Annotated in this window: 15 protein-coding genes and 1 tRNA gene; all 16 read right to left on the bottom strand. The window is 56.2% G+C overall.

The genetic code is table 11. From position 1 onward, the window contains the following. Positions 1-17 precede the first annotated feature (17 nt). The 16 genes from L879_RS0103815 to L879_RS0103740 all read right to left on the bottom strand — a co-directional run bounded on the left by L879_RS0103815 (position 18) and on the right by L879_RS0103740 (position 18,782). A complete protein-coding gene (locus tag L879_RS0103815; protein WP_027314942.1) occupies positions 18-599 on the bottom strand; it encodes a hypothetical protein in 582 nt (193 codons plus the stop codon). Next, positions 599-2,290 (bottom strand): phage tail protein, encoded by a 1,692-nt coding sequence (locus L879_RS24170; protein WP_051435015.1) that lies wholly within the window; start codon positions 2,288-2,290, stop codon positions 599-601. The genes L879_RS0103815 and L879_RS24170 overlap by 1 nt, the downstream gene beginning before the upstream one ends. Further along, positions 2,290-2,910 (bottom strand): phage adaptor protein, encoded by a 621-nt coding sequence (locus L879_RS0103805; protein ID WP_027314941.1) that lies wholly within the window; start codon positions 2,908-2,910, stop codon positions 2,290-2,292. The genes L879_RS24170 and L879_RS0103805 overlap by 1 nt, the downstream gene beginning before the upstream one ends. Before the next feature lie 3 nt (positions 2,911-2,913). Next, a complete protein-coding gene (locus L879_RS0103800; protein WP_027314940.1) occupies positions 2,914-3,210 on the bottom strand; it encodes a hypothetical protein in 297 nt (98 codons plus the stop codon). A gap of 83 nt (positions 3,211-3,293) precedes the next feature. Beyond that, a complete protein-coding gene (locus L879_RS0103795) occupies positions 3,294-4,184 on the bottom strand; it encodes an SU10 major capsid protein (protein ID WP_027314939.1) in 891 nt (296 codons plus the stop codon). A gap of 55 nt (positions 4,185-4,239) precedes the next feature. After that, complete coding sequence (locus L879_RS20350; RefSeq protein ID WP_035458625.1) at positions 4,240-5,301, bottom strand: magnesium transporter CorA family protein; 1,062 nt, start codon at positions 5,299-5,301, stop codon at positions 4,240-4,242. Between the two features lie 13 nt (positions 5,302-5,314). Next, positions 5,315-5,605, bottom strand: a complete 291-nt coding sequence (locus tag L879_RS0103785) for a hypothetical protein (RefSeq protein WP_027314938.1) — start codon at positions 5,603-5,605, stop codon at positions 5,315-5,317. 16 nt (positions 5,606-5,621) lie between these two features. After that, a tRNA-Pro gene (locus L879_RS23510) sits at positions 5,622-5,699 on the bottom strand. A 946-nt stretch (positions 5,700-6,645) separates the two neighbouring features. Next, positions 6,646-8,679, bottom strand: a complete 2,034-nt coding sequence (locus L879_RS0103780; RefSeq protein WP_027314937.1) for a portal protein — start codon at positions 8,677-8,679, stop codon at positions 6,646-6,648. 19 nt (positions 8,680-8,698) lie between these two features. After that, on the bottom strand, positions 8,699-10,270 hold the full coding sequence (locus tag L879_RS22555; protein ID WP_051435014.1) for a terminase large subunit: 1,572 nt from the start codon (positions 10,268-10,270) through the stop codon (positions 8,699-8,701). 98 nt (positions 10,271-10,368) lie between these two features. Then, on the bottom strand, positions 10,369-10,968 hold the full coding sequence (locus L879_RS0103770; RefSeq protein WP_027314936.1) for a hypothetical protein: 600 nt from the start codon (positions 10,966-10,968) through the stop codon (positions 10,369-10,371). Next, entirely contained in the window at positions 10,949-13,918 is a 2,970-nt protein-coding gene (locus L879_RS0103765) for a hypothetical protein (RefSeq protein WP_027314935.1), read from the bottom strand. Before L879_RS0103765 ends, L879_RS0103770 begins: the two co-directional genes overlap by 20 nt. Before the next feature lie 12 nt (positions 13,919-13,930). Beyond that, positions 13,931-15,496 (bottom strand): transglycosylase SLT domain-containing protein, encoded by a 1,566-nt coding sequence (locus L879_RS0103760; RefSeq protein ID WP_035458624.1) that lies wholly within the window; start codon positions 15,494-15,496, stop codon positions 13,931-13,933. Positions 15,497-15,499: 3 nt separating this feature from the next. Further along, positions 15,500-16,648, bottom strand: coding sequence for a tail fiber domain-containing protein (locus L879_RS0103755; protein ID WP_027314933.1), 1,149 nt, complete (start codon positions 16,646-16,648; stop codon positions 15,500-15,502). A 15-nt stretch (positions 16,649-16,663) separates the two neighbouring features. After that, positions 16,664-17,020, bottom strand: coding sequence for a hypothetical protein (locus L879_RS0103750; RefSeq protein WP_027314932.1), 357 nt, complete (start codon positions 17,018-17,020; stop codon positions 16,664-16,666). A 166-nt stretch (positions 17,021-17,186) separates the two neighbouring features. Continuing rightward, on the bottom strand, positions 17,187-18,782 hold the full coding sequence (locus L879_RS0103740) for a hypothetical protein (RefSeq protein WP_154664074.1): 1,596 nt from the start codon (positions 18,780-18,782) through the stop codon (positions 17,187-17,189). Position 18,783: the final 1 nt, after the last annotated feature.

Raw genomic sequence — 18,783 nt, 5'->3', positions numbered from 1 at the left:
CCATAGTAGTCTGTATGTCACTCCTCAAGCTGAGATGCGTAGAAGAACAACTCGTCTAGGTGTTCGTCTGTCAGCCCAAGTTCCAGGGCAATGCCACGAACGTATGGGTTACTCTTCTTCCAATGGAGAGCCGCCTGATACCACATGCGGATATCGAGCGGGTACTGAGCGATCACAGCCTCCGTGAGTTCAAGGAGGTTTTCTCCTTCAACAGCCGGGTCAGGTGTGATGAACCAGGCCGGAGTGCCATCCTCATGGACAGCCTGAGTCTCCGTCACATAACCATCAATGAGATAGTTAGCCATCACAGGGACGCGCTTGTATCTCGCAAGAGTCACCTTGGCCTGACCAGCGGTTACTTGCGGCTCCTCAGGCTCGATAACGATTGGCTCCACAGGCTCCACTTCATTCGGAGGAGGAGGCGGTGCGCTCTCAAAAGGTTCACCTGAGCGAGCAAGGCGCTCCACCAACGCATCTTCAATCGGAGCGGGTTCGTCTACCGTAGTCGCATGATGGGCGAGTGCGGCCTTGAAAGCCTCCACTCGCGCCTCAAGCGTCCCTTGGTAGCTCTCATAGAGTTCATAGGGAATTACAAGCATTAGACACCTGCATAGATCAGATAGTTGACGACGGCGGCAGGAGGAATGTTGCCAGACGCACCCCCACCGAACGCGCTAGTGGTGAACGAGTAGGAGTGGTAGTGAGCGGCACTCCGACTTCCGGTCCAACCAGCAATCAAGTGTTGGTGGGCACCGTTCGTGCTAGTGGTAGCAGCGCGTTGTAGGGTTGCGGTGTCCTGGTACTGAGAACCACCACCACCGTTGTTCGCATCCGACACATAGTAGGTGTGCGCGTGATCGCCAGCGATACCAGACCAGAACTCCATGTAGTGAGCGTGGTCAGCAGACTCGTTGCCAGTGTTACCCGACCCTGTATGGGTATGGTTGTGCGGTCGCTGATCGCCACCAACGGAACCAACAGCGTCCCCAAGGTAGGAGTTGATTCGGTTTACGCCACGATCCCTACCGAAGAGGGTACGACCACGAAGATCGGGGATAGTGAACGTAGTAGAGCCGTCACCGACACCCCATGTGGTTCCAATGCGCTCAAAGAGCTTTACATAGGTCGTACGGGAAACGTTTCGCCCGTCACACAGGATGAACCTTGGAGGAATCTTCGCGTCATCACCACCAGCAAACGGGAGGATCATTCCAACGAAGTCAATGCTTCCTCGGTGCCATGCCTCGTGAGGACCGAACCAGAACTCACCGTTAGGCACGTCCATCCACAGGATATCCCTACCCCATGAAACATCAGCGGCGTCCACAGAAGCGGCCCAAAAGACACCGCCCTCATAACCGATACGGAGAATCTCATTACCTGAGGGACCGCCTGTCTCATGAAGGGCTAAGTACGGATAGCTGTTTGCGATATACTGTGTCTCAGAGAACACGTTCGGGAGGTTCGTGCGAACATCAGCCGTGGCAGCGTTATAAGCCGCAAGATCGGCACTCGCCGCAGCCGCATCGGCACTATCAGCCGCATTAGCTTCACTCACCGCCGCAGCGTTCTTGGACGCCAAGGCAGAGGCAGCACTTGAGGACGCCTCAGAAGCCTTTGTCGTGGCCGTAGAAGCCGATCCCGCCGCATTGGAGGCAGAGGTAGCCGCAGCGTTCTTATGGCTCTCAGCGGTCGTCGCAGAGGCCGCAGCGGCGTTCTTATGAGCCTCCGCAGTGGACGCAGAAGCAGCCGCAGCGTTCTTGGACGCCAGAGCGTTAGCCTCAGAAGTCGCGGCGTTACCCGCAGAGGTAGCCGCAGCGTTCTTGTGGCTCTCAGCCGTGTTGCGGTAGCTTAGAGCCTGTGAGGCGCTATTCGCAGCCGCAGAAGCGGAGTCTTGGGCAGCATCCTTAGCCGCATTGGCGTCATTGAGAAGATCACCAACTTCCTCGGCGTTCTGAGCCGCCTGATCCGCACTTGCGGCAGCATTGGCTTCACTCAGGGCCGCCGCCGCTTCACTCGCAGCCGCAGCACCAGCCGAAAGAGCCGCATTGGACTCAGAAGCAGCCGCGTTGATCTTGGAGGTATTGGCCGCAGAGGCAGAGTTAGCCGCCGCCGTGGCGCTATTGGCCGCGTTGGTTGCACTCTGCTCCGCAGCGTCAGCAAACTGTTGGGCGGAGTTTCGATCCGCCTCAACCTGATCGGCATACTCCTCAACGGTTTCCACGAGCTTCTCAAGGTCCTCGACCTTAGAAGGCGTGGGGTTGTTCTGATAGAACGAAGAAGAAGCCATTAGAAGCCCTCCTCGCTTGCGTAATCAAGGGAATACCCCGGCTCCACGGAGGCGTTCGTGGTTTCGTCAGCCTGAGCCATCAGGTTCAGGTCAACGATGCCTTGCGTGAACTTCGTCTCGAAGCGGTCGGCGCGGGGATCGTTAAAGTGAGTACAGGCGTCCTCAAGGGCACCGTTGATAATCACGTCTGGCGCAATCTGCGTGAGCCAGTTCTCATCGGTAGCGTCATAGAGGGCGCTGAAATCTGCATGGTAGACAATCGTGATGATGCTACCCGGTAGAGGCCGGGGACCAAGCACGAGCTTGTCACGGTTTCTTGCGAACACACGAGGGGAACCTTGGTTCTTTGAGCGCCTCAGGGCGTTCGTGAGGTTCGTACGGATAATCTCGTGGTCATCATCTGCGATCAGAGCGACAAGCTGGAGGAAGTCACCGGGAATGGCAAAGCCGTTGTACTCGTCAGTGATAGTTACCTCAGTGGCTACCTCGGAGCCTGGAGTGCGGAGGAGCCTCTGTGTCCTCTGGATCGAAGTTTTGATAAAGTCCTGCACCTGAGTAGGTGTTACGTCACGGCGATTAAGCCGCGACCTGAAAAGGGTTTGAAGCTCTCCGTAATTCATTCGTTACAATCTCTTATCTGTGGCAATGAAGTAATCGAGATGCTCGGCGCGGAGCTTTGCGAGGGTCTTGCTGATCGGCTCTTGGGCCACGTCGTACCCCTCGCGGAGCCATTTCTCGTACACAACGGTCGGAATAGAAGCGGCGAGATGGAACTCTCCCGCAGGACCTTGTGTGGACCCATTACGGGCCTCCTTAAGTCGGTCTAAGAAGCTCTGCGTGATTTCCTGCTTGTGTTCGATGAACAGCCCATCGGCGTTCTCACCAAACGCATAATCGGAGTCGATAATCAGTTGTGTCATAGTCACTCGTATGAAAAAGGGACCCCTAGGGGTTTCCTAGGAGTCCCATTGATTGACCTTACGAACTAAGGCGACTGAGGGGATTAGCCCTCAGACGCAGCCTCGCGGATAACCGCAGAAGCCTTGTAGTTCTTGTGCTTCAGCGAGAACTCGCCCACGACCATCATCTTGGTCGAGTCGCCGTCCTTCGCCAGCGTCTCACGGAACCAGTTGCGGAACACAGCCAGCTTCCAATCCGCAGGGTCATACACGAGGGTATCACCCGCCTTCAGGAAGCGGTTAAGCTGGATCGCCACCTTACCGAACGGCGACACGTAGAGGTCGATCGCGTTCACGATCTTCGTCTCAGCATCGACGTTGCGCTGACGGCCCGAAGCCTTGGCGAACTCGGCAACGCGGATAGCGTTGTCACCCGTCACCATGACAGCGTTCGGCTCCGCACCAGCGTTCCAGAGAAGCTGGAGGGTGCTCAGGAGCTTGCCCTCGGTCAGACCGCCGAACGCCTCCTCAACGATGTGCGTGGAGTCAACCTGGGCCTGGAAGCCAGCGAACTTACGGGCGGTGTTAGAGTCACCCTCAACCTTGGTCTGGCCCGTACCGATGGCAGCGTGTTCCAAATCGCGCTTAACCTCGGCCATAGCCTTACCCATCTGGTAGGCAGACTCCTTGGCGCGGCCATAGGTATCGCGCTTGTCAGCCGATCCAGAGACCTTGATGGTCTTTTCGAGGATCTGCGTGACGTTGTTCCGCATACGGGTCGGAGACAGCGTAGCGTCCTGAGCGGTGAAGCCTTCGACCTGAGCGTTCTCCTGCACAGCGCGGAGTTCATCCTCCTGCCACTGGAAGAGGGTGTTGTGGATCGACTCCGTGCCGATACCGGAAGTGAACGGCGTACGGGTCGGGGTCAGGTTGGAGATGATGTTGGACACGTCCTCCTTATCGCCAACCTGATCGTAGGTCTTGAACTGAGCCATAGTAGTTATTATCCTTCTTGTTTTACTATGTTATGGGATGAAAATTTGGGGGTGATTAGTCGTCGTCTGACATCCACCCAGCCAGAAGCGCCTCCGCAGCGTCCTCGACGCTACCCGTCCTACGCAGACGGTTGAGATAGTCGTTCTTCTTCGATTTGCTGAAGGTCTGCTTCGTCACCGAAGGAGCCGTACGAGACTTCACGATCTTCTTGTTCTTCTTGTCGATCTTCTTCGTAACGACCTTCGCCTTCCCCCTATCAAGCAGCATGGCCTTGGCGATGAAACGCAGGGGAGCCTCCTCGACAATCGAGGCGAATTGCTCAGGGGTCATACCGTTCTCGACGGCATACTTCCCCATCTCCTGATACATTTTCTCGTTAAAGCCCTTGATGCCCGACTTGGGATCACGAAGCGCGGCAAGCGTCTTACGAGCGGTGTTCATACGCTCGTTCTCACGCGCCTTCTTCAGTTCGCCAAGGTAGTTATCGACCTCCTGCTCGTAGAACTGCACGTCCTCGTACGCTCTGGTAGCTTCATCACGAAGCGCCTTATACTCTTCCGTGTCCAATTCCTTGACAGCGAGTGCCCAATCAATCTTGGCGTAGGGTTCAAATCGCTTAAGCGCCCTCTGATGGAGAGCTTCTGCGGCAGCAACATGCCGCTCACTGAGGGATTCAAGAGTCTTGCGAGTCTCAGCGACTTCCATAGACTTCTGTGTGAGAGCCTTCTCCTGGCCGTAGAGGCGCTTCAGGTCCTTAACGGGAACATCAATGTCCTCGTCACCAACCTTCACCGAAACGATATCGTCGTCCTTGAGGCGCTTGCCCTTCTTAGGCTCATCGTCGTCCTCATCGGAGTCCTCATCGTCCTCGTCAGCTTCCTCTTCGTCCTCATCCGACTCGTCCTCGTCATCCGATTCATCTAGCTCGTCAGCGGAATCCTCGTCAGACTCGTCCTCATCTTCGATCAGGTCCTCGTCATTGTCCTCATCCTCCGGTTCATCCGATGGCTCATCATGAGCGTCGTCTGGCATCCAGAGTTTCATGAGTTCGTCAGCGGCCCCATCAATATCGAGGCCGGAATCATTAAAAGCGTCGTTTCCGATAGCTTGAGACATTAGTTGTCAGTCCTTATTCATTTTCAAAATCTGGTTCGATGCCGTTCTCCTCATCAATGCGCTGGAGGACAGTTTGCTTGGCTTCGACCATATTCACGAGACGGTTGGCGAAAGCTCTCATCCCGTTGTAGGTTGCGAAAAGATCGTCTCTGTACTCTTTCTCGTGCATGGACGAGGCGAGCATTTCCTTAGCCAAGTCCATCGTGATCCTATCGTACAGTTCGATGTATGCGGGGTTATTGATTAGGGACTCCGCTAGATCACCCCATGTAATCACTTCGGAGTCAGTCATTTGGTCTGTCATTAGACCTCCTGATGGTTGGTCAGGGAGGCTGGATTTGAACCAGCGTTACGTGCGTCCAAGGCACGTAGATGAAACCAGGCTCTCGTACTCCCTGAAAGTAGCTCCTCGGGTGCGCTTCCATGAGAGGCGTGAGGAGCATTGTTGAGAGAGCCTCCCCATGCCGAAGCAGAGGGGGAAGCCATATTCGTTACATTCCAAATGGGTTGATACCGAACAAGCCAGCCAGCTTGCCCATTGGAGACTCTTGGAACTGATGCGCCACAGAGCCTTCCACGACACCCACACGCTTTCCGGTGTTCTCATGAGGCAGCACAGGACCCTGCCAATCAGTGGGGCCAACCTCAGACGCCTTGAACACAGGCATCGCGCCAGAGTTCAGGAACGCCAACAGGCCAGAGCCGGGAGGCGGATTACCGGAGCCACTTGCGTAGCTCGTCTGAACGTTGGGGTTCATCCCTGCGAGGGTCGTGGCCGCACCAGCCTGGAACTGAGGACCAGCCGCACCAGAGGCCGAAGCCTCAAGAAGCGCACGGTTCTGAGCCGCAGCCTGATCGGGCGAAATCCACCCATCGCCTCCATCAAACACAGGGCGTGGAGCCACCTGAGGAGCCGCCTGAGCGGGTCCAGGGGACGCAGGAGCCGTGTGGGCAGGAGGACGCCTGATGGGACCTCTAGGGACCCTAGGAGTGATCCTCTGCGGCCCTGAGCTTGGGTAAGCACCAGGACCCATGGGGTCATCCGATCCTGTGGCGTAATGAGAGCCACCAGCGGTCATGGGGTCCTCGGCCATCGGGTATCGACGTGTGCCGGGGAGGCTACCTCCGCTAGGAGGGGCACCATTCGGCATACCCATCTCCCTGCGGAGGTTTTCCCTAAAAGCCTGTCCGTTCACTGGCGGAAGTCGATCAATAGCTGGCGGCACAGAGTTGGTCGCCATGGCCTGACCGAAGCCGCTAAGAGACGGCAGCGAGTTCCAGAACTCCACAATCGCCTGTCGCGGCGTACGCGAAGTCGTCATAAAAGTTTCTCCTTATTTATTGTTATGAGTTGGGAGACACGATTGCCTTCGCGGGTTCGACCTGAGGGGCCTTCTCGACAATATCAAGCTCACGCTGCGACACGTCGATTTCGTTAGCCACCTGAAGGTCCTTACGATGCGAGTCTGCGATAGCCAGTTCTTGCTCAAGCGGAAGCTTCTGAGCCTCAACCTGTGCCTGAAGAATAGCGATCTGAGCCTTCATCTCGGCCTCACGCACCTTCATCTCGGCAAGCTGCACCTTGACCTCAAGCTCACGGTTCCGAAGCTGCATCTCCTGAAGCTGAAGCTGTAGCTGCGGGTCGGGCTGAGGAGGCGGAAGATCGTCAGGGTTCTCAATGAAGTCCTGATGGTTCTTGTGGCCCTTCAGTCGCAGAATGTGAGTGGCGATGTTGTACTTCTTCTTCGCATGGATCATGCGGGATAGGTCGGGATCGGCGGTCGCCATCGTGAGCAACTGAGCAAGGCTAAGGGCCTCGGCATCAGCCGCACCCTTCCCAAGATGGAAGGTCACGGTAGCGTCTTTGCGCTCAATCCACGTCTTTGGATCAATCTCTACCCAATTCCCCGCGACCTCAAAGACGCTCTCACGAGTGTCGTTCTCGATCACGAGATTGTAGATTTCAAACCAAAGCTCCTGAAGGAAGTCGGCAAGGTTACGTGCGATGACCTTGGCGCGTTGTTTACTCAGGTCCACAAGGTCCTCAACGAGTCCCTGAGAGTTCTGAGTACTGATCGCGTCCTTGTTCAAGCCCTGCGACAGCGAGCTAGTGCCGGTCGTCTCCTCCTTGTTCTGCTTGAGCATCTCAAGGGTCTGGAACACGAACGGGTTAAGCGGGGACTGTTCAAGAGGCTTCACGGCATCGGGCCGGGAGATATTCACCAGACCACCTAAGCGGCCATCGAGCATCTCACGCGGGTTCGTCAAGCCGCCCTGGAGAACCGTGTATCGCGGGTTATTCGTGATGGACGTGTGATCCAAGATACCACGAGTGAGGACCGTACGGGCGTTCTGTGTGGGAATGACCCTCTGAGCGAAGTTCGTTCCCCAAAACGAATGAGCCATACGGAGCGGTACGAACACCTTGAACGGCGTACGATCAACCTCTTCGCAGAGGAGGACCTTACCGCCAGCCATGACTACCTTGTGGAGCCGTGGGCGGTCACCCTTCTTCTTCGTGAACGTGTCGTAGACCTCGTAGACGATGTACTTGGCGTCCTCGTCATCCCTATCATCGTTCTGGTGATAGCCAGAGCCGATGCGGTCAAAGCGGGTCTGTGTCTCGTTATCCTGCTCGGCAATCTCTCCACCGTCAGGGGCCACGCCCTTGAGGGGCTTGGTATCAATGCCCATCCGGCGAAGCTCGTCCTTCGTCAGAAGGGTTCGCTGACCATGGAAGTAGCCCTGGAGGCACTTGGCCTGAGGCTCAACAATGAACTCCTCAGGCGGAACGTTCTCAACCTTGACGCCGGAACGATCAGCCTTCACACGCGACAGCGTACCAGCAAAGGTGCCATCGCCCTGATGCTCGGCCTCAAGCTCCTCAACGTCATCCTGAGCTACGAGAGCCTGGACGGTCTGTTCATCCAGACCCTCAAACTCCTCGTCATCGTATTCCTTATCTTCGTCCCAATACGCCTTCACGACGCCGACACGCGCCTTCAGGCCGTCATCGACAAGATCGTGAAGAACCTTCCAGCCGTTGTTCCTTCTGTAGAAGATATATGAAACGTACTCGGTTGCGATACGGCAAGCCTCAACATCGTCAGGTCCCTGAGCCGTAAACTTCACGTTGTCCTGGGAGCCTCCGAAGGTTTCCAGAAGGTCTGCCTTCATCGCTTCGACGCTATCGTAAACGTCATTGGAAACGTAGGTGGACTGTCCAGCGTGTTGAGGCTTCGGAAGCGCACCATCGTAGTACTTCAGCACCCTCTCGCGTTCTTTGGAGAGGTTGGAAGCGGCGACCCCGATAGCCGAATGAATCTTACGGTCGATCAGGGTCCCGATTTGCTCGTTAGATAGTTCCTTTCGGGCCATTATTGACCTTTCTTATTGATTAAATAGCTTCGATGTAAAAATCATCCGTCACATGGATCGGGGTGAACTTCCCTTCGTGACAATGGTTGGCGATTGCGAGGCTCATCACACAGTCGTCGTGGTTCCCCGGCTCTGCCTCCATCTGTCCTGCTTCGTTCACGATGTACGAAAGCATCTCGCGCAACGTCTCTTTGTCGTTGATTTCGATTTCACACTCGCGGCAAGCGGCACGTAAGCGGTCGATAATCAGCGGCTTGGTTTTGACGTTGGTGCGGAAGCCGATAGCGATGGTGTGCTGATCGTTCAGCTTACCCTCGTTGACCTCAGTGAACACATTTGGGTACGCAAGATCGCGCCCAAGTCGCACAGCGGTTAGGATGCCGTGGTTGTTATTTTCTGGTGCGATCCGTGCGGTATTGTAGTGAATCCCCAAAGCCTGAAGAATGTCTGCGAAATAGTCTGGATGCACCAGACCGCGCCAGACAGCCACTTGCCTCTTACGGGAGTCGAGGATTTGGGCCACACTATAGTCACCATCACGTACGCCCATACCCACGTCAGCGCCGATGGTATAAACCTCAGCGGGGTCGAATGGATGATAGACAAGCAATTCTCCTCTCGGATGCTCACGCAGCACTCCATCCTCAACAGCCATTCTTGCGATAGGCTCGGGAGCGTTGCGGAGTAGCTCTTGGATTTGCTCTGGATTGAACACAGGGCGACCAGACGTGATGAACGCCTCATCAGCGCACGACGGGTACTCCTGCATGAACTGTTCGCGGGAGGTCTGTGCGATCTTGATGCGACGGAACATCAACTGTTCATCGTCAAGACCATACAGTTCTGCGAGTTCTTCCTCCTCATACGTGCGCTCAAATCCCTCAGGGACAGGCTCACGGTACTCATCGGAGTCGAACCAAGGGCTGAAGAACGGAATGAAGCCGTTCTCTCCCCTGACAGCACCCTGCCAGAGTTCATAGAACACGCCAGTCATACCGTTAGCGGTGGACTCGACGTAAACCTCTGTGTCCTTGCGGTTCGGAATTGCCTGGAGGAGAGCGTTAAGGTTGTCTGCGGCGGTAGCCACAGGCCAGAACGCGACCTCGGACAAGTGACAGTGTGTGATCGTCTCGCCACGAGCGATACCGTCACCACCAGCGGTCGCCACGATCAAGCCTGAGTCGAGCTTGTCGAACACGAGTTCCCGCCGGGAGCTATATCGCGTGGACGGCTTAAGAAGCTCAGGCATCTCCGCATGGATGCGTTGGTACATATCGAACAACGCACGAGTGGAGTCAGCCTTGTGAGCGACCACGAGGCCCTTCTTGGCCTTCATTTGTGAGATGCGAGAATAAATCTTCGCGGAGGTATAGGTGGACAAGCCCTGCTGACGAGCCTTCAGGATGATGACGCGCACCTTCCCTGTGGCCTTGTATTGGGCCTCCACAACCTCATCCAACTTTTGCTGAACTTTGTTGAGGACCAGAGGGCGAACGTCGCCGCTCTTAGTGCGAATCTTCACCGCGCTACGAGAGTAGAACGCGAACTCGTCCTTGAGCCTCCTTCTGATTTCAATGAGTTTCTGATCCATAGTAAGTCGTATGTGTTGAACCGTGAGGCGGGGCAAAAGCCTGACTCTTGGCTATCCTGTCTTAGACCTACGGAAGCAGGACCCCACGGTATCTCTTGTTACTCTTTGTCACCCTCAGCTTCAGCCAGAGATGCAAGCCACGCCTCAGCGGCGTTGACAGTGACCTCAGACTTGCTGGCGGGTTTCGCCTTGTAGAAGTCAAGAAGCTGACGCGCAGCCTTGAGCTTCATATCTTGGTTCATAGGCCCCTCAAGGATTTCGAGGGTAGCCTGAGTAGCCTTCTGCACAATTTCATCATCGGGCAGGAGGCCAGCCTTTTTCATGTTTGCCATGTGAATTTCAGCCTTTCTTCGGGCTTCTGCCCATGCCTTCAGGGCCTCGGCCTTCCGCATCCCATCAGGGACACCAAGGCGCGAACGCGACCCAATCATGTATTCTGAATTTTGCTTCTGGCGGAGATTCCACCATTCACGATAGCCGGGAATCAGGGCCATCTTCACGGAGGTTCCAACGTGTCTGCCACGTCCCTTCCCCGGTTGCTTGATGCCCCATTTACTCTGAGACTTCTTTCGCTTTGCCCTCTTCGGTCCCGGCTTCTTTGCGCGGGGCTTGCGAGGCTTGGGAGAGGGCTTTTTGCCCTCCCCTTCTGCCATCTCAATGATACGCCCCTCGCCAATGTTAACGAGGCGCTTTGTCATGCTTATACGTTCCTTTCAATGCAGCCATGTGCTCGTTGAACACGTCCCAAATCTCGTTCGCTAGGCGTTCGTGCTTTGGTTCGTTCACGAAGTCCTCGAAGTAGCTGTAAGCCTCTTCCCAAGACTGAGCTTGGTTGGACATACGAGCCAACAGAGCGTTGACCTCATCCTTGAAGCCGCGTCCACCAAGCTTCCCAACAGCATTTGCGAATTTCTCACGAACCTCGAAATGTTGCTGAACACTTGCCTTCCAGCGTTCTGGAGTGGTTCGAATGGAGTCCTTAGGAATACGGGATTCCTGAACACCCCTACGGGTCACATACTCATCACCTTCGACCTCAACGGCCTGTGAGAGCTTCTCAAGGGCCTTCTCAGCGAGCCCACCCTTGGTCGGTTGGACCTTAGGCATCTCACCCGGCTTCGGATTAGCCGCAGCCTCCTCGGCCTTCTTAGCCAGCTTCTCACGAGCTTCCTTAGCCTTCTTGGACTGAGCCACAAGCTTCTTAGACTCGCTATCGCGCTTCTTGAGTTCAGCCTGGATGGCCTTCTCAGCGTCAGCGTCGTTCCAATCCTCGTCCTGCTCCCGCTCGTACTCAGCCCACGCGGCCTCCTCCTGTTGAGCCTTAATCTCCTCAGGGGACGGTTTGCGCCGTGCGGCTTCTGCCTTCAGGTACTCATTCTCACGAGCCTGGGATGCTTTCGCCTCCTGAGCTTCCTGAGAGGCCACTTGAGCCCTACCCTTATCGAAGTCCTGGGACTTCTGAGCTTGTACCTGAGCCAGACGATTTAGGGCCTTAGCCACTACGTCCAGATGGTCCTGACGGTTCATCGCCTCGACGGCGTTGATCCCGGCCAGCTCCTCAAGCGCACGAGCCTGATCGGCCTCCTGGGAACGCTCATACTCAGCCCACAGGGCATCCTCAGAAGCCTGTTTCGGGAGCGATCCGACTTGCTCATAGGCGCGGTCGATTTCTTCCTGCCTACGGGCATCCTGAGCGTCCTGAGCGGCCTTCTGCTTCTTACCCTTATCCCAACCAGCCTCACGAGCCTGTTGGGCCTCAGCGAGCTTGTTGAGAGCCTGAACCACAAGGTCAGCATCCCGCTTCCGGTTCATACCCGCCGCAGCGGCCATACCGGACTGAAGCTCCGCGACCTGAGACGCACGGGCGTTCTGCATGGCATCATATTCGGCCCACAGAGCCTCCTCAGAGGCGTTCTTAGGCAGCTTGGTATGATCGGCCCACGCAGCTTCCTCATCGGCTCTACGGGCCTCCAGAGCGGATTCCTGGGCCTTCTGAGCCTTCTTGTATTGCTCCCAAGCCTTATCGGTCTGTTTGGCCTTACGTGTGGCGTCAGGCGAGTTCCGACCCGAACCACCGCGTTCGGCATCGCGTAAGATGCGATCCTCTTCAGCCTGGAGCTTCTGGAGAGCCTTCTGAGCCGCCTTGAGTTCCTTCGTACTCGGAAGGTTCGGCGTGGTCGTCTCAGCATGACCAGACCAGCGGTTAGCAAAGCGTTCAAGCGGCTTGGACGTGCCAAGCACGGAGTCGATAGCACGAGCGCCTGTGTACCCCGCAACCTGGGACCCAAGGACCTTCAGGGCCATCGGAGCCACAAGAGCCGCCTGTGAGGCGAATGGGATCGCAAGCTGACTTGCGCCATGCGTTGCACCAGCGGCAGCGCCAAGCACTCGACCAACACCACGAGTCGGGTTAATGAAGCGTCCAAGCTTGCCACCGGACAGGCCACCACCAAAGCGTTGCTCACTATCGGTTACAACGCCTCGATTGGCTAGGCGGTTAACAGTGTCACGGTCCTTGATCGCATTGATGAGGGCCACACCATCGGCGCGGTCGCCAAACATGGCCTCAAGCTCTGCGAAGTCGCCTTTCTTCAGGGTGTACCCATGGTTCAGGCGGTTATCGAGGTCCGTAATGAAATCACCCGCACCTGTCTCCTTGATGAACTCATTAGCCACCTTGGATTTGACGTGCGTGAATTGTCTCTGGAAGTGATCCTTGATGGTGCTGAGAGCCCGATAGGCCCCCTTCTCGCTCCCAAGGTCATCGCCCAAGCTCTGAGCGTAGTCAGCCACGCGGGTAGCAGACTCGGCATCAAAGGAGCTATCCTTGATGGAGTTGAGTACGTCTCCTGGGACCTGGGCGGTCCTAAGGGCTCCACCAGCGGCACCACCTAAGATACCAGCGCCAGCGATCTCCTTGAGGTTCGGGTCATACCCTCTCTCGGTTCCGATCTGCGTAGCCGCCTGATCCACAGCCGTCTGAGCGGCCTCGGTCAAGCCTTCAGCAACGGCACCCTTGGCGATAGCACCGGGGATTTGAGCGATAGCGCCCAAGCCGGCTCCCTTCACAGGAGCGGAGACAGCCGACCCGATACCCACCTTGTTCAGATAGGCGTTCAGGGCCGTACCAGCACCCACAGCGGTGTAATCGACAATCCCGGCATCATCCAGGGTCTTACCATCGTTCTGCATACGAGCTTCAAGGGCAGGACCGAAGTTCCCGGCCACATTGGACCCAACGAAGCCAAAGCCGCCCGTAAGAGCGCCAATACCAAGATCGGCCGCTAGACCTGGCACCTGTTCAAGCAGCGCACGAGGCACGTAGCCCCATCCGTAGCCAAAGAGGCCCCTATCCTTCTCTTGCGGGTCAAAGAAATCTACTGAGGCGGAACGGTAATCCTTTGGCGCAAGCGCCTCACCCATCTCCACCAATGTCTTACCAGCGGTATCGACTCCTATGGCATCCAGAGTCTTGCCGTAGCCGACAGCACGTTGGGCTGCTCCGTACTGGAGAGCCTTGGCGCTCTTCTCCAGAACACCTTGGCCCTCCATCGGATCGTCAGAGTCGAGAACGAAACCTTCGGGCAGCGCAGAAGATTGGGCTTCTGTGTCCTCATCGAGTACAAAGCCCTCAGGTAATTGTTCCATTACTTCCTCTTATTATTGTTTTAGTGGAACCCACCTTCCGTTCTGGAAGATGATCTTTTCGCCATTTGGTCCAGTTGCGGTCTGACCTTCACGATAGCGAGACTGCTGAGTACGCTCAGGACGGCCCGTAACGGTCGGCCTATCACCACCTTGGCTCGTAGGGACGTTGTAGTTCTTGAGCCATTCGTCACGGCGCTTAACGTACTCAGGCTCGAAGTCATCGAGTCTCCGCGTACGCTCGGAGTACTGCTGATTGTAGTACTCACCATCCTCACCGCCGTAGCGGCGAAGCATGTCCTGGCCGTAGCGACTGTTGCGGTCATACAAGCTGCGGAAGCCCTTAGCCGACTGATCGAGAAGCGCAGACACACTCTGGTTACTGAACTTCGTGGTGCCCGGCAGGATCGACTCCATAGCCCTCTGAGCATCACCCTCGGTCTGAACACCATTCGCATCCAGAAGCTTCGCGTCACGAGCTTCGTGGAGCCACTGATAGAACAGAGCCGCGTTGCGGTCCTGAATACCCGTGGCAGGGGTCGTCCCGTCGAGAATGTTGCGCCAAGACGTGCCAACGCGGTTAAGCGCGTCCACGGAGAGTTCACCAGAGACAAGCTGCTTGCGGAACGTATTCAGGCGGTCGAGCGTGTTGTACGCCGTATCGGCCTTGTTGTTCACGTCAATGAACGTCTTCTGAGCGGAATCCGTGAAGGTCTTAGCAGGAGCGTCGATGAGCTTACGGTTCTCGCCCGTGTCCTGATTGTACTCATAGGTAGCGCCATCGGCACCACGAATGATGGTCGTACGCCGCTTATCCTTGGTCTTACCATCCTTCTTGTAGCGAAGGGCGGAAGCCAGAGCCGCAGCACCCTGAGGGTTGTCACGAGCCATAAGAGCCGCACCAGCACCAATGAGGCCATCACTGAAGCTGTAGTCCTCAACGGGAGCGCCAAAGAGCGCACCAGGACCTCCAGAGAGGAACTGATCCCACATGGACTGAGGCTGTGCCTCGGTAGCCAGCGTATCGGTGCCAGCACCACCGGACAGTTGAGAGTCTCCTGAGCCTCCAGTGATCTGCTCCTGGAGAGCAAGCTCCATCGGAGTCGCAGACTGATCGGCAGGAGCGCCCCCACCATAGGCGCCAGCCCATCGCTTGAAGTCACCAGCGGTTCTGATGTTCTTAAAGACGCCTGGGTTGGCCTTAATGGCATCGGCGCTCACAACCTGATTGATCGGTGTGTCGTCGGAGGCCCTGAGAGCCTGAATGGCACCAGCAGGGCCAAGGAAGTGAGCCGCATACACAGAGCCATTACTCAGCGGAATACCCGCTTTACTCAGGCGGTTTGCGTTGTCCTCGGTGAACGCCCTCATGACTTCGTTCTGTGTCGCAACGTCGTTCTTACGCGCCATAAGAGCGCCTTCGGACATTCGCGGGTACAGACGGCGAGCATACGCCATGTACGTGTCATCGAGGAACTGGAAGAGGCCCGATGCGGAAGAACGCGGGTTCTTCGCATTTGGATTCCCACCAGACTCACGGCGGGTCACTACGGGCAAATAAGCGTCATAGCTCCACGCCATAAATTACCTCCAATCGTAAAGGTTCGTGTCGATGTAGAGGACACCATTGACCTCCTGAACGGCCTCAGGCTTGATCTTCTGAACGTCCTGAGCCAACGGAGCGGTGAACTCGCCAAGATGCTTCGCGTCCTTGTAGGTGTAGCGATACAGCGGCAAGCCTTCGGTCGTGTGGCCGACCTTCTCAATGATATCCTTGGTACGAGCGTCAGACTTAAAGAGCGAACCAATCGCTCCAATGATGGAGCCAGCCGTGGACAGAGCCGAAGGCTGCGTCTTGGTCTGCGAGAAGCCCTCGCTACCCCACAACTTGTCGCCAACGACGTTGTAGTACTGCGAGAGAAGGTTGCTCTTGTAGTTGTCGCGGTAATCGAACTTAGCGAACTTGTTATCGAGCTTGGACTGTTCGTTAGCCTTGAGAAGCTCCGCAATGGAGGACTGAAGGCCAAGGACGCCAGCCTCGTTCGACAAGGCATCGTTCATCATCGTATGGCCCTGCGAGGTCATACCGCTTGCGAGTTCGCCACGGCCCATGAGAGCCGCCAGGAGGGACTGTTGATCCCCTTGGCTCATCTGAAGGCCAGCGTTGTAAGCATCGCTGCGGAGCTTCGCAGACGTGTCGCCCACAAGGTCAGCGATACCCCTCTGAGCCACGCCAGCGGCGATACCAGCACGAGTGCTCAGGCCGTTGCCTGTAGCCGCAGCGTTCTGGTTGATCCCTCGGATCGTGTCCTCATTGAAGGTGCGTACCGCATCACGCGTGGTCGCATCAACCATATCGCTGATGTACGGGTTATCCGCGTACCTGTTCGCGTTCGCAATGTGAGTTGAGGTCCAATCGCGGTTCGCAAAGTCCTTGAGGCCGGTATCGACCTCCCCAAGAGCCTGGGAGCCACGAGAGAACAAGTCCTGACCACCAGCGGCCTGTGTGTTCACAAGGTTCTGGCCCGTGGTCATCGACCAATCTCGGATAGATTTCAGACCCGCAACATCGGTCGGGTCATAGGAGGCCACAAAGTCGCCAGTGTAGCCTCTGGAATCCTTCTTACTGTCGTAAATACCCTTGGCTTCCGAAAACGCATCCAGAAGGTACGGCTGCTGCGGAGCCCATGGGTCGGTCTTTTGATATTCTGTGGTTTTTCCGCCGCCACCCATCGTAATTCCTTTTTATTATTCTTGGACCTCCGTTCTGGCGGGGCCATTATTCACAAAAATCGTCCTATCTTTTCCGTCCGTGCAAGGGATCACCTTGATAGGCACGAAGCCAAAATACTTCTCAATGAGACGGCGAGACGCCTTGTTCTCATCGGTCAACATGCAGAACAGCCGAACAGGCACGTCCTCGCGGAACCGCTTCCAGTTCTTGAGCATATCTTGGAGGACGTTGTGGCTCATGTAGAACACGTCCAGATGGAAGAAGATCATCTCTTCCCCGGTCGGGAGATACACCGCATGGCAAGATGCGATGTACTCCGTCCCGTCAAACACTGTCAGGCGTTCTGTTTCCTCAAAAGCCTGATGCTCCATCACGGCACCTTGGCTCTGAGTTCCTCAATAGCCGCAATGATGGCCTGGAGGACGTTTTCCAAGCGCCGAAGCTCGTCTTGGACCCACTGACGCTCGGACTCCTTCATCTGAGGCGGATTTTGCGGCTTATACGGGGATAGTTTCTTGTATGCCATAGTACCTCGTATCAGAATTGACCAAGAATAATCACGTCGAGGTCCAACGCAGACAGGGTGAATGGCAAGAAGTCGGTCTGTTCGATCTTCAGCGCCAAATATCGCCCTGCAAGGTTGTAATCGAGCTTGTATTGCACTCGGTCATAGGTTTGCGCCGTGCCCCATTCAGGGTCCTGGGCCGCGTGATCGGCAATTCCGAACGTGAAAACGAGCGGAGCAGCCTCGTAGTCCAGGCGCCCCTGCGGATAAATCGAGGAAACGCACTTATAACCCCTCAACTCGGAGCCGATTTCGTCCAAGTCGATGCCTGTGCGCTCAAGATACGCAGGAGAGTTCACGACCTCATCCAAGAGATAGCCGGTTTCGACCTCTCTGAACGCCTCAAAGGTCCTCAGAGCGTGTGAAACGTCGCCCTGAGCCTTGCTTCCGAAGGTCAAGTTGGTGCGGATGGTCAACTCAAGCTGGCTGAAGGCACCACCAACGGTCGCAAAGGTGCCTGTGACGTTCTCGAAGGTCAATTGCTGACCAAAAGTGATCGGCAAATGGGCCGCGCACGTCACGTAAGGCAGATCAGCGAAGTACCAGACCTTAGACTCGGTGTTGTAAATGGCCGCTCTGTTGCAACCCTTACCCGACACAGCCGGGAACTTCACATATTGATCGTCGGAGACGTAGCAGAAGATGACCTCGTTGAGCCTCTGATTGTAGGTCACGAAGAAATACTTGGACTCGTCACGCCGAAGGGAGTCGTAGATGAACCTACGGACTCGGCCAGAGGCCAGAGAGTCAGCCGTCGTGCCGTCATGGAACCAAATGTCATTGGAGCCAAAGACGTACTGGAGCCCGGCGACCTCCATCACACAGTTCGTGTTAATCACTCCCCGGTCAAACGCACGGTCGAACCGGAAAATCTCGACGCCTCCCACGGACTCCATGAGCCAAGTTTCCACGTCAGAGAAGATATACATGCGGTTCCTGAGCGGATAGGCGTCAATGATGCCTCCCTTCATCTCTGCCAGTGTGTTCTCACCAGCGGAGGACTCAGGACTCGTGAAATCCCAATTCGGGACCACCGCATATGGGTCAATACCGAAGTCGGACCACTTGACCATGTTCGGGTTCGCATTGGCACCCTTAGTCACATTGAAGGCCACGAGCATCCCGTTCATCGAACGAAGCACCCGCGCCCTCCATTCGGTGCGCCATTGGGTGTAACCAGAGTCGTCCACAGGGATCGGCTGAAGGGACGTACCGGAGGATGCGTTCTTGGACACATACCACGGCACACGGTCGCCCTTGTTGATGTAGAGGACGCCGTTGAGGCTTGCGGAGGTCACAGGAAGGGGCGCGTAGCTCGGCGTGTAGCCAGAGGCCGTACGCTCCTCTTCATCCCCCGCAAAGGTACGCTCATAAATCCGGCCATCCTCGGTCACGTAGTAGACCACAGGAGCCTCAACAGAGTTCGTGTAGCCTACCACATGAATCGGGTCAGCCTCGGTTAGATCACAAATCTTGCGGAACACCGCGCCGCGCTGAATCTTGCCATCCTCAAAGCGGCAGTTATTGGCGAACACGAACGCAGCGGAAGGGAGGTCATAGGGGTCCACA

The sequence above is a fragment of the Microvirga flocculans ATCC BAA-817 genome, from assembly GCF_000518665.1.
GTDB lineage: Bacteria > Pseudomonadota > Alphaproteobacteria > Rhizobiales > Beijerinckiaceae > Microvirga > Microvirga flocculans.
This window is presented reverse-complemented; position numbering and strand designations above follow the sequence as displayed.

Coding starts and splice junctions, on each gene's coding strand:
- L879_RS0103785 (WP_027314938.1), bottom strand. CDS start 5,605: ATGACAGACCAAATGACTGACTCCGAAGTGATTACATGGGGTGATCTA.
- L879_RS24170 (WP_051435015.1), bottom strand. CDS start 2,290: ATGGCTTCTTCTTCGTTCTATCAGAACAACCCCACGCCTTCTAAGGTC.
- L879_RS22555 (WP_051435014.1), bottom strand. CDS start 10,270: ATGGATCAGAAACTCATTGAAATCAGAAGGAGGCTCAAGGACGAGTTC.
- L879_RS0103755 (WP_027314933.1), bottom strand. CDS start 16,648: ATGGGTGGCGGCGGAAAAACCACAGAATATCAAAAGACCGACCCATGG.
- L879_RS0103780 (WP_027314937.1), bottom strand. CDS start 8,679: ATGGCCCGAAAGGAACTATCTAACGAGCAAATCGGGACCCTGATCGAC.
- L879_RS0103750 (WP_027314932.1), bottom strand. CDS start 17,020: ATGGAGCATCAGGCTTTTGAGGAAACAGAACGCCTGACAGTGTTTGAC.
- L879_RS0103795 (WP_027314939.1), bottom strand. CDS start 4,184: ATGGCTCAGTTCAAGACCTACGATCAGGTTGGCGATAAGGAGGACGTG.
- L879_RS0103760 (WP_035458624.1), bottom strand. CDS start 15,496: ATGGCGTGGAGCTATGACGCTTATTTGCCCGTAGTGACCCGCCGTGAG.
- L879_RS0103765 (WP_027314935.1), bottom strand. CDS start 13,918: ATGGAACAATTACCTGAGGGCTTTGTACTCGATGAGGACACAGAAGCC.
- L879_RS0103805 (WP_027314941.1), bottom strand. CDS start 2,910: ATGAATTACGGAGAGCTTCAAACCCTTTTCAGGTCGCGGCTTAATCGC.
- L879_RS0103815 (WP_027314942.1), bottom strand. CDS start 599: ATGCTTGTAATTCCCTATGAACTCTATGAGAGCTACCAAGGGACGCTT.
- L879_RS0103800 (WP_027314940.1), bottom strand. CDS start 3,210: ATGACACAACTGATTATCGACTCCGATTATGCGTTTGGTGAGAACGCC.
- L879_RS0103770 (WP_027314936.1), bottom strand. CDS start 10,968: ATGACAAAGCGCCTCGTTAACATTGGCGAGGGGCGTATCATTGAGATG.
- L879_RS20350 (WP_035458625.1), bottom strand. CDS start 5,301: ATGTCTCAAGCTATCGGAAACGACGCTTTTAATGATTCCGGCCTCGAT.